Source organism: Rhodopirellula bahusiensis (genome assembly GCF_002727185.1).
GTDB classification, from domain to species: Bacteria; Planctomycetota; Planctomycetia; order Pirellulales; family Pirellulaceae; genus Rhodopirellula; species Rhodopirellula bahusiensis.
In genome coordinates this window covers 50,955-59,949 of sequence record NZ_NIZW01000036.1, presented here as the reverse complement: position 1 = coordinate 59,949, position 8,995 = coordinate 50,955, and the positions used below count along the sequence as shown (strand labels likewise).

The following is an 8,995-nucleotide window of genomic DNA, read 5'->3' as shown; positions in this document are numbered from 1 at the left end:
GTGGAACGGCCTACGTCGCATGCATGACTTCACGCTCGCTTGGCGAGCGTTCGGCCGTGCCGAACAATGACGACTTACGTATAACTGACAGGGCCGTTAGGCCCGGTTACGTGCACAGAATCTTGTCGCCAATTGCTTGGCGGCGTACCACTACGATCATCGCGAGCTCCACGCTGACTTGCCTGCGGCGACGATTGAAAAGGTTAAATTGACTTGCGTGTGCTGCCGCGGATTGGTGGAGCTGCATGTTCAGAGGTTGAAAGCTCTGTAGTGGATGTCTCGACGCTTGCTGGCTCCCCAGATGCCCCAGCCGCGTCTGCCGCGTCTGCCGCGTCTGCCGCGTCTGCCGCGTCTGCCGCGATTTTACAATTTGAAATTGTAAATTTACCTTTTTCAATTCCCCAAAACCAATCAACCAGCATCCACACCAAACCGATGCACAGTCGTTTCCTTCAGTGTGTCGCCCGGACGCAGAAGCGTGCTTTTGAAGTTCGGGTGATTGCAAGCATCGGGGTAGTGCTGCGTTTCCAAGCAGAACGCTTCGTGCGACTTGTGCCCAGCTGACGAAGCGTTGCCGCCGAGGTGATTGCCGGTGTAAAGCTGCATGCCGGGCTGAGTCGTTTCAATCTCGAACGTTCGCCCGGTCTTCGGATCCACCACGCGAGCGGCGGGGCGAAGCGTGCCAGGTTCCCCCGCGACGACATAGCAGTGATCGTAGCCTTTCGTGGCGGGCAACAGATCGATGCGTTTGCCAATCGTTTCCGGATGCAAGAAATCGAACGGCGTGCCAACAACCGATGACGTCGATCCGGTCGGGATCAGATCGTCATCAACATCCAATGTCTCGTTGCAGTGCAGCAAGGCGACGTGATCGTGGACCGAGCTCGCACCGCCGTCGCCGGGAGAGATCCCGGTTAAATTCCAGTAGCTGTGATTTGTCAAATTCACATGCGTTGGCTTGGTCGTTGTCGCAGTGAACTCGATCGTCAGCTCACTCGCGTCGTTCCATCGGTATTCGGCCGTCACCGTCACCTCACCGGGAAAACCTTCGTCGCCATCTGGGCTGACCAAGCTGTACCGAACACCGATCTCAGGATTGCCTTCGGAGTCTTTTCCGGAGATCAGATCCGCGTCCCACCACTTGTGCGAAAAGTTAACTTCACCGCCGTGCAGGCAGTGTTTGCCATGATTGACGGTGACCTGATAGGTCTCCCCATCGATGTCAAACTTCGCCAAACCAATGCGATTGCAGAATCGGCCGATTGAGCTGCCAAAACCCGGGTGCGAGTCCAAGTAGCGATCGATCGAGTCGAACACCATGTTCACGTTGGCCAGTTTGCCATCGCGGTCTGGCACCTCAACCTCGAGCAGCGATGCTCCCCAGTTCATCACCGAAACACGATGGCCGTGGGAGTTGGTCAGAGTGATCTTCTGGACCGGCTTTCCGTCCTTGGTTTGGCCAAACGGGGTTGTGACGAGGCTCATGAATCGCTGCGGAGAAAAGAGAAATGCGGATTTGAGTCGCGAATTTGCGAGCTCTGTAGACTGTCATTTTCGCGGGTCGTCCGCAAGGTGCGAAGCCCCGGACGCAAGTCCGGTAGAGCAAGGTTCAATCTCCGGTTCCACCGAATCACCACCGTCAGGTGAAACCAGGCCTACACCTGTGGCCCTGAGTCCCTTTCCCCTTCCCACTAATGCTGCGGTCGAAGTTTCCACGCGATCATGCACGCGGCGAGTGCCACAATCAGCAAACTGCAGGCGAAGTATCCGATCACCAACGCTGGTTGGCCCGCATAAGTTTCTTGCCCCCGCATCAACAATGATCCCATCGGCAGTGAAAACAACGCGGAGAATGGGCTGGCCACACCGGTCCACTCGATCCACTGTTGCACCGTCGAGGACAAACCCAACGTTGACGCCAGCACTCGCATGCCCGGCGGCACCACGTACAGCACAATCAAGGCCACGTAGGTGGTCATCAACGCCATCGAAGTTCGTTCTTGATACAGCGAAGCGGTCATCGCGATCACTGCATTGACGACGCTGACCATGACCGGAATCGCGAACATGCCGACGATCAGCGGCCAACTCGGATAGAAGTCCGTGTTCAGCCCCACGCCCAGCAACATGGGCCAAACAAGGAAACTGGTCAGCACAAAAGCGACGCGAAAACCGACAACGAACTTGCCCCAGAAAATCTTCCAGGGCGACAACGTGGTCGTCATCAACAATTCCAACGTCTGTCGTTCACGTTCGCTGGTCATCGTTCCGGCGAGGAACACGGGCCCAACCAACATGTTGAACACGATCACATACACCGCGAACCACGGCGAGTGAGGCGTTTGCCAAAACAACAACGCACCCATCAACGGAATCGCCAGCAAGATGCTGATCTGGATCACCAGCCTCAGCATCAACGTGCCTTGGCTGAAGATCTCGCCGTGGATCTCTTTGTCATAAACCGGGTTGGCACCATCGGCCATCAGCGTTTCGCGACGAGGTGGCGCGAACAATCGGTCCGGGAATTGATCGGGCTGGATCACCAACCCAACCGCCTCGGCGGCCTCTTGTTCCAAGTCAACAACCTCTTTGCCTTCGCTGCCCACATCGGGCGGATACAACATTCGCGAAGCCGCCGCGGCGCACATCAGCGTGACCGCCGCCAGCGCGAACGCGGGCACAACCAACACCACCACTTTCAGACGGAGCAAACCGTCACCGGCCAACATTTGCCACATCAACACGCCACCGATCACCAACGGCAAGATCAACAAGTAACTGACAACGAGTGAGTTGCTGGTCCGCGAAAAATAGCTGCTGCAAAAAACACCGATCGCACCGAACAACACCACCGAGATGAACAGCCCGAGATACGCGGCCGCGACTTCGTAAACGCTGACTCCACCAAGCGGCAAGAACAAGACGATGATCGGCAACGATGCGACGATCAGCAGTGCCAAGTGAGTCAGCGCAGCGACCAGTTTCCCCAGCACAATCGCGCCGGGTTTCAACGGACTGGCGAGCAACATCTCATAGGTCTGCCGCTCCTTTTCGCCAGAGATTGTCCCGGCGGCGAAACTGGGAGCCATCAACGACGCGATCACGTATTGGCCGAGGAAAAACAAATCGACCAACCGACGTGCGGACGGCGGGTCTTGGCTCAAATCCAATCGCTCATCGCTTGGCCAAGCCACCAACGTGACCGCCGCCAACACCAATTGGTAGATCAGCAACAACAGGAACGATCGATTCGTTCGCAAGTTGACCAGCAATTCACGCTGCAGCACCGGGTTGTTGCGAAACGCCGCGATGGGATTGATTCGCAACGTGTTGACGACCGACGCCAGCATCGATCGCAACCACGTCGCAACCGGATTGTCGGCTGTTCCGGCAGAAGTCGCGAGTGACGAGATCGGCGGGTCAGCGATCGGCTTGTTCAATGCAATTCTCGTTGAGTGGCGATCGACCAAGAAACGCGAACTTGACGCAATGAAACTGCCGCCGCGGGCGCGACAAAATCAGAGGCGTGTCTTGGATGCTTGGCCCGCTTGTTCGCAAACAAATCGCGGAACGGCAAAACCGGGCAGACGCGATTCTAACTGACTGATCAGCGCGCGACCACGTTCCTGGTCGACTTCGAAGTGGGCCGCTCCGCGAACTCGATCCAATTGATGCAAGTAATACGGCATCACTCGCAGATCAATCAGCCGTCGGCACAACGATTCCAATACATCCACGTCGTCGTTGATTTCTCGCAACAAGACGGCTTGGTTCAGCACCGGGATTCCCGCATCGACCAACCGCATCAGCGCCGCACCGGTCTCGTCGTCCAGTTCCGCCGGATGATTGCAGTGCACGACCACCCACGACGTCAATCGAGACGCTCGCATGTTTTCGATCCATGAATCCGTCACGCGAGACGGAATGACGATCGGCATGCGCGTGTGCCATCGAAGACGACGCACATGAGGAATGGCCTCGATTTGTTGCATCAACTTTGCCACCGAATCATCTGTCAACGTCAGCGGATCACCACCACTGAGCAGCACTTCCTCGATCGAATCATTTTCTCGCAGATACTTCAGCGCCAAATCGAGGTGATTGCCTCGGCTGCTGTTTTCGCTGTAAGGAAATTCGCGACGGAAACAGTATCGACAATGAATCCCACACGCGCCCGTTGTGATCGCGAGCGCACGACCGTGGTATTTGTGAAGCAAACCGGGTGCGACCGCCGCGTTCAAATCGCCCACCGGATCGCTGCTGAATCCTTCGGGCGATTCCGCTTCCTCGGGCAATGGCAGTACTTGCCGAAGCAGCGGATCGTTCGGATCGCCCGGCTTCATCCGCGCGGCAAACTCCAGCGGCACGAAAACGGGAAAACCATGATCGTCGGCCAGCGAACCGCCGGAATCGCCTTCTAGAGAAGGCAAATTCAGGTGTCGACGCAGTACTCCCACCGAACGAATGGCCCGCTTCATCGAGCCCCGCCAATCCGCGGTTTCGGGTTGTGTTTTGGTTTGCAAGGACTCTTGTTTCAACTCATCGTGTTTCTGGACAAAAACATCGTCTGAACCTTCGTTTCTGAGCGGTTCCCCCACCGGGACAAACTCCGTTTTGGCCGTTAAACTGCCTCCTCGAACGTTTCCTTCCAGGACTCGGTTCACTGATTTCTTTCCGTTTGGCTTTTCCGATTGATAGTGGAGCCCACCGTGGCAACGTACAACACCAGCGATTTTCGCAAAGGACTGAAGGTTCAAATCGACGGCGAACCTTATTTGATAACCGAAATGAACTTCGTCAAACCCGGCAAGGGCAACGCGATGTACAAGTGCAAGATGAAAAACTTGATTCGCGGCACCACGCTGGACCGGACATACAAGGGCGGCGACTCATTGGAAGCCGCTGATGTGGAAACCACTTCGGTGCAATTCTTGTATCGCCAAGGGCAAGACTACGTGTTCATGGACGGCACCACGTTCGAGCAGTACGAAGTTCCCAACGAAGTCGCCGGCGAGATTTGGAAGTACCTCAAGGACGGCACCGAGTGCTCGATGACGCTTTACAACGGCGCCGCGATCATCGTCGAACCGCCACAACACGTTCAACTGGAAGTCACCGAGTGTGGCCCCGGCACCAAGGGCGACACAGCAACCAACGTTACCAAACCAGCGATGGTGGAAACCGGTGCCGAGTTCAACGTGCCTGGATTCATCAAGGAAGGCAACGTGATCAAGATCAACACGATCAACAACGAGTACGTCGAACGCGTCAACAACTGATCCCACAACCCTCGGCAACGTTGTTGCTCCACTGGAAAAGCTGGCGTTCCAACGTGAACCCGGTCACCTGAGGTCCCCATGGTCAACACGCTCTTCCTGCCCGAACTTCGCGAAATGCTGCAACTCGGTCAGGAGACTGACCTGCGGGAATTTTCCGTGACGTTGAATCCCGGTCGAACCGCGGAGTTCATGGAAGGGTTGGAAGACGCCGAAGTGTGGGCGGTGTTGCAATACGCTGAGCCCTACCGGCGAGCGGAGATTTTCGGCTACTTCGAAGAAGACCGAAAGCTGCACATGCTGACTCGGGAACCGGCGGAACAAGCCGCCGAGTTGATCGAGGAAATCCCGCCCGATGACCGGGTCGACTTGATCCAAGCTTTGTCTGCGGAAACGGTCGCGAAAATTTTGCCGCTGTTGCCGGCAATTGATCGTCGCGACATCGAGCGATTGCGTTCGTATGTTGAAGGCACCGCCGGGTCGTTGATGACGAGCGACGTCGCGAAGTTGGCCGAACGCTTCACCGCTCGGGAAGCACTCGAAGAACTGGGGCGCCGGGCCAGCGACTTGGAAACGATTTATTACCTGTACGTGGTCGACGACAACAACCTGTTGCGTGGCATCGTGTCGGCGCGGCAATTGGTCTCCGCCATCAGCAACACGACGAAGACGCTGGGCGACTTGATGGAAACCGATGTCGTCGTCGCGCTCGTCGGCGAAGACCAAGAGTCCGTCGCGGCAAAGGTCGAACGGTTCAACCTGCTTGCGATTCCCGTGGTCGATTCAGGCCGCCAGTTGCTGGGCATCATTACGCATGATGATGTCATCGACGTCGTCCGAGAAGAACTGACCGAAGACGCACAACGGATTGCCGCGGTTGCGCCGCTCGAAGACGACTTCTTGCGAATCGGCTTGTTCAAACTTTCGTACAAACGTGGCATTTGGCTGACGATTCTGTTCTTCGCCGCGTTGCTGACCGCGTTTGCGCTGCGTGCCTACGAAGATGAGCTGGAAACGTTCGCGTGGTTGGTTTGGTTCATTCCTTTGATCATCAGCGCCGGCGGCAACTCGGGCAGCCAATCGGCAACCCTGGTCATCACCGCAATGACGGGCGGCGAAGTCAAAAACAGCGATCTGCCGCGAGTTCTTTCGCGGGAATTCGTTGTCTCGTTGCTGCTGGGCGGTTTTTTATCGCTGATCGGTTTTTTGGTCGCCCTCGCGATCGCTCCGACGGCATGGGCCGCCTTGGTGATTCCGTGCACGTTGTTGTCCGTGATTTTCTGCGGCTGCATGTGCGGCGTGACCTTGCCCATCCTGTTTAAACGGATGGGTTTGGACCCGGCTTTGATGAGCAACCCCTTTGTGGCCGGAATTGTTGATATCTTAGGCATCGTGATTTACATCAACGTCGCCCGCGTCTTGCTCGGCTGATTCTGCCCCATCGGTCGAAACACCGGTTTGATGACCCGCGTGCCTCGTCGCTTGTCACCGTCTATCAACTCATCAAGCAACTCTTTCTAAGGACCGATTTATGTCGTCTTGGCCCATTGGTGTATTCGCTTCCATCGACGCGGGCCTGGGAGTTGCTTGGCCGGTCATTCGCGAACTCGGATTGCCCACGATTCAGTTACACGCACCGCATGCTAACAATCGCACTCCGGAAGCCGCTCAGAAGTTCAAGTCGCAACTTGATGAATACGGCATCCAGTGCACCGCCGTCTTTGGTGGCTTCGATGGCGAAAGCTATGCGGACATTCCAACCGTCGTCGAAACCGTGGGGCTGGTACCGCCAGCAACCCGGCAGGCTCGGCTGAAAGAGATGATGGAGATCAGCGACTTCGCACGCCTGTTAGGTGTTGACTGCGTGGCGCTGCACATCGGCTTTGTTCCGCACGATTCGGCGGACGCGGACTACGAGAGCATCGTGGAAGTCACCCAGCAATTGTGCGACCACTGCCGAGTCAACGAACAATTCCTGCATCTCGAAACCGGACAAGAAACCGCCGAAGGATTGCTGACGTTCATCGACTCGGTGCAACGAGACAATCTGAAGATCAACTTCGATCCCGCCAACATGATCCTGTACGGTTCAGGTGACCCGATCGAGGCGCTTCGCAAAGTAGGATCGCACGTTCGCAGCGTTCACTGCAAAGACGGCACCTGGAGCGATCAACCGGGCGTCACCTTCGGACGCGAAGTCCCACTCGGACAAGGCGACGTCGGCATGGAGACGTATCTGAAGACGCTACGTGAGATCGGCTACGCGGGAGCGCTGACCATCGAACGAGAAATCCCCGAAGACCCGGCACGTCAGAAAGCCGAGATCGGCGAAGCAATCGAACTGCTCACCAAGATACGGAGCAGTGTCCTCGCTTGAGCGGTCTTCGAAGGTCTACGGCTGGATAGCAAATGCTGGCGTTGCAAAGGCCAGCATTGCGTTCCTATAAGATTGCAACCAATCGAGTGATGCTTAGCAAGCGGGTGAAACTACACGACGACGTCGCCAGAAGACTCCTCCTAAACTTGCCGCGCTGAGGATGGCCAGCGAGGATGGCTCGGGAACAGCAGAAGCTTGTAGACTTGCTCCAGTCATCCCAACCAACACGTTGCCATCAATAGCGCCAACCGCAGGGACTCCCACGTTGTTCAGCTGCAAATTGATCGCGTTAGTTTCCAATGATGAACTTGAAATGCCGTCCCCGACTATATCTTGCTCATTCAAGGTCAAAGTCGCCCCACCCAAAAATGTTGACAAACCAAAGTCGAAATCTGCGGCAATGTCACCATTTAATAACGCACCAACCTGCGCACCATTAACAAAAACCCGAAAATTGGTGACGTTCATTGTTCCAACTGGACTGAGTGCTCCGAAGTCTCCATCAACCACCGAAGAAACCGTAATGGCGTCCGCCGTGATCGAGAGGACATCGGCCAACGCCGGAAGTTCACCAATCGAAAGGTCAAAGTCTACAATTTGCTGATTACCAGTCGCATTTCTGGATCCCAGACCACCATCGACCGTGGACGAGGCCAGGACGTCTACTGAACTGGATCCGACACCGATCGCCGTAATTAGAGGATTGATGCCAGCTGATGCTGAGACGTTTAGGACTTCTTGGTCAAATGAATACGCCGTGGGTGCGGTGCCTGCAACAGATGGACCGACGGTCAAATCGCCGTCGACTGCAGCGCCACCACCAAGCAAACTTACCTCAAGGTCAGCAGTCAAAAAGCTCGACGAGCTTGTGCCTCCTATCACCGCTGAATGTGCAACGTTGGGTAGTGTCATGAGCATGCCGACTACCACGAATATAAGTTTCTGTCTCATGGGCCAAACCTGAATGGTGGGGTGGGGAATGATAGCCGTCGCAGAATCAACAGCCTTCCCATTTTACGAGTGCCCAAAGCCTGAAAACCCATTCATATTGAATGTGAGGGGTATCCCCTTTGAGCAAAACTTCACTTGTAGGCATTTGAACATCGGTGATGTCGCGCAGAACGCAGTCAAATTGAACTCGTGCTTTTCAGCCTGACATCCCAACACCAACTCAAGTTGAGTTTTCTAATTGTCGCTAACAGCTGCCACCCCTCGGTTAGAAAGTGATGGTTCAACTAACGTAAATCACGGGATCTACAGTGCATCGATTGGATAAAAGCAATCGTCAATTCCACCTCGATAGAATCATTCTTTGATGTTTGCGTTCCAAGCGACCCCTCAC

Annotated in this window: 7 protein-coding genes; 3 read left to right on the top strand and 4 right to left on the bottom strand. The window is 55.7% G+C overall.

Annotated features, from left to right (window positions below; all coding sequences use genetic code 11):
* Window positions 1–411: 411 nt before the first annotated feature.
* The 3 genes from CEE69_RS28865 to epmB all read right to left on the bottom strand — a co-directional run bounded on the left by CEE69_RS28865 (window position 412) and on the right by epmB (window position 4,664).
* On the bottom strand, window positions 412–1,485 hold the full coding sequence (locus CEE69_RS28865; RefSeq protein ID WP_099263999.1) for an aldose epimerase family protein: 1,074 nt from the start codon (window positions 1,483–1,485) through the stop codon (window positions 412–414).
* Window positions 1,486–1,691: 206 nt separating this feature from the next.
* A complete protein-coding gene (locus tag CEE69_RS28860; protein WP_099263998.1) occupies window positions 1,692–3,440 on the bottom strand; it encodes an ABC transporter permease in 1,749 nt (582 codons plus the stop codon).
* 78 nt (window positions 3,441–3,518) lie between these two features.
* A complete protein-coding gene (epmB, locus tag CEE69_RS28855; protein WP_099263997.1) occupies window positions 3,519–4,664 on the bottom strand; it encodes an EF-P beta-lysylation protein EpmB in 1,146 nt (381 codons plus the stop codon).
* Window positions 4,665–4,709: 45 nt separating this feature from the next.
* Here epmB and efp point away from each other — a divergent pair, with 45 nt between their 5' ends.
* The 3 genes from efp (at window position 4,710) to CEE69_RS28840 (ending at window position 7,653) form a co-directional block, all read left to right on the top strand.
* A complete protein-coding gene (efp, locus tag CEE69_RS28850; protein WP_233215756.1) occupies window positions 4,710–5,279 on the top strand; it encodes an elongation factor P in 570 nt (189 codons plus the stop codon).
* Between the two features lie 78 nt (window positions 5,280–5,357).
* Window positions 5,358–6,707 (top strand): magnesium transporter, encoded by a 1,350-nt coding sequence (gene mgtE / locus CEE69_RS28845; RefSeq protein WP_099263995.1) that lies wholly within the window; start codon window positions 5,358–5,360, stop codon window positions 6,705–6,707.
* Window positions 6,708–6,807: 100 nt separating this feature from the next.
* A complete protein-coding gene (locus CEE69_RS28840) occupies window positions 6,808–7,653 on the top strand; it encodes a sugar phosphate isomerase/epimerase family protein (RefSeq protein WP_099263994.1) in 846 nt (281 codons plus the stop codon).
* A 93-nt stretch (window positions 7,654–7,746) separates the two neighbouring features.
* Here CEE69_RS28840 and CEE69_RS28835 read toward each other — a convergent pair whose 3' ends face one another.
* Window positions 7,747–8,604: a PEP-CTERM sorting domain-containing protein gene (locus CEE69_RS28835; RefSeq protein WP_099263993.1), complete on the bottom strand. Its 858-nt coding sequence runs from the start codon at window positions 8,602–8,604 to the stop codon at window positions 7,747–7,749.
* Window positions 8,605–8,995 lie beyond the last annotated feature (391 nt).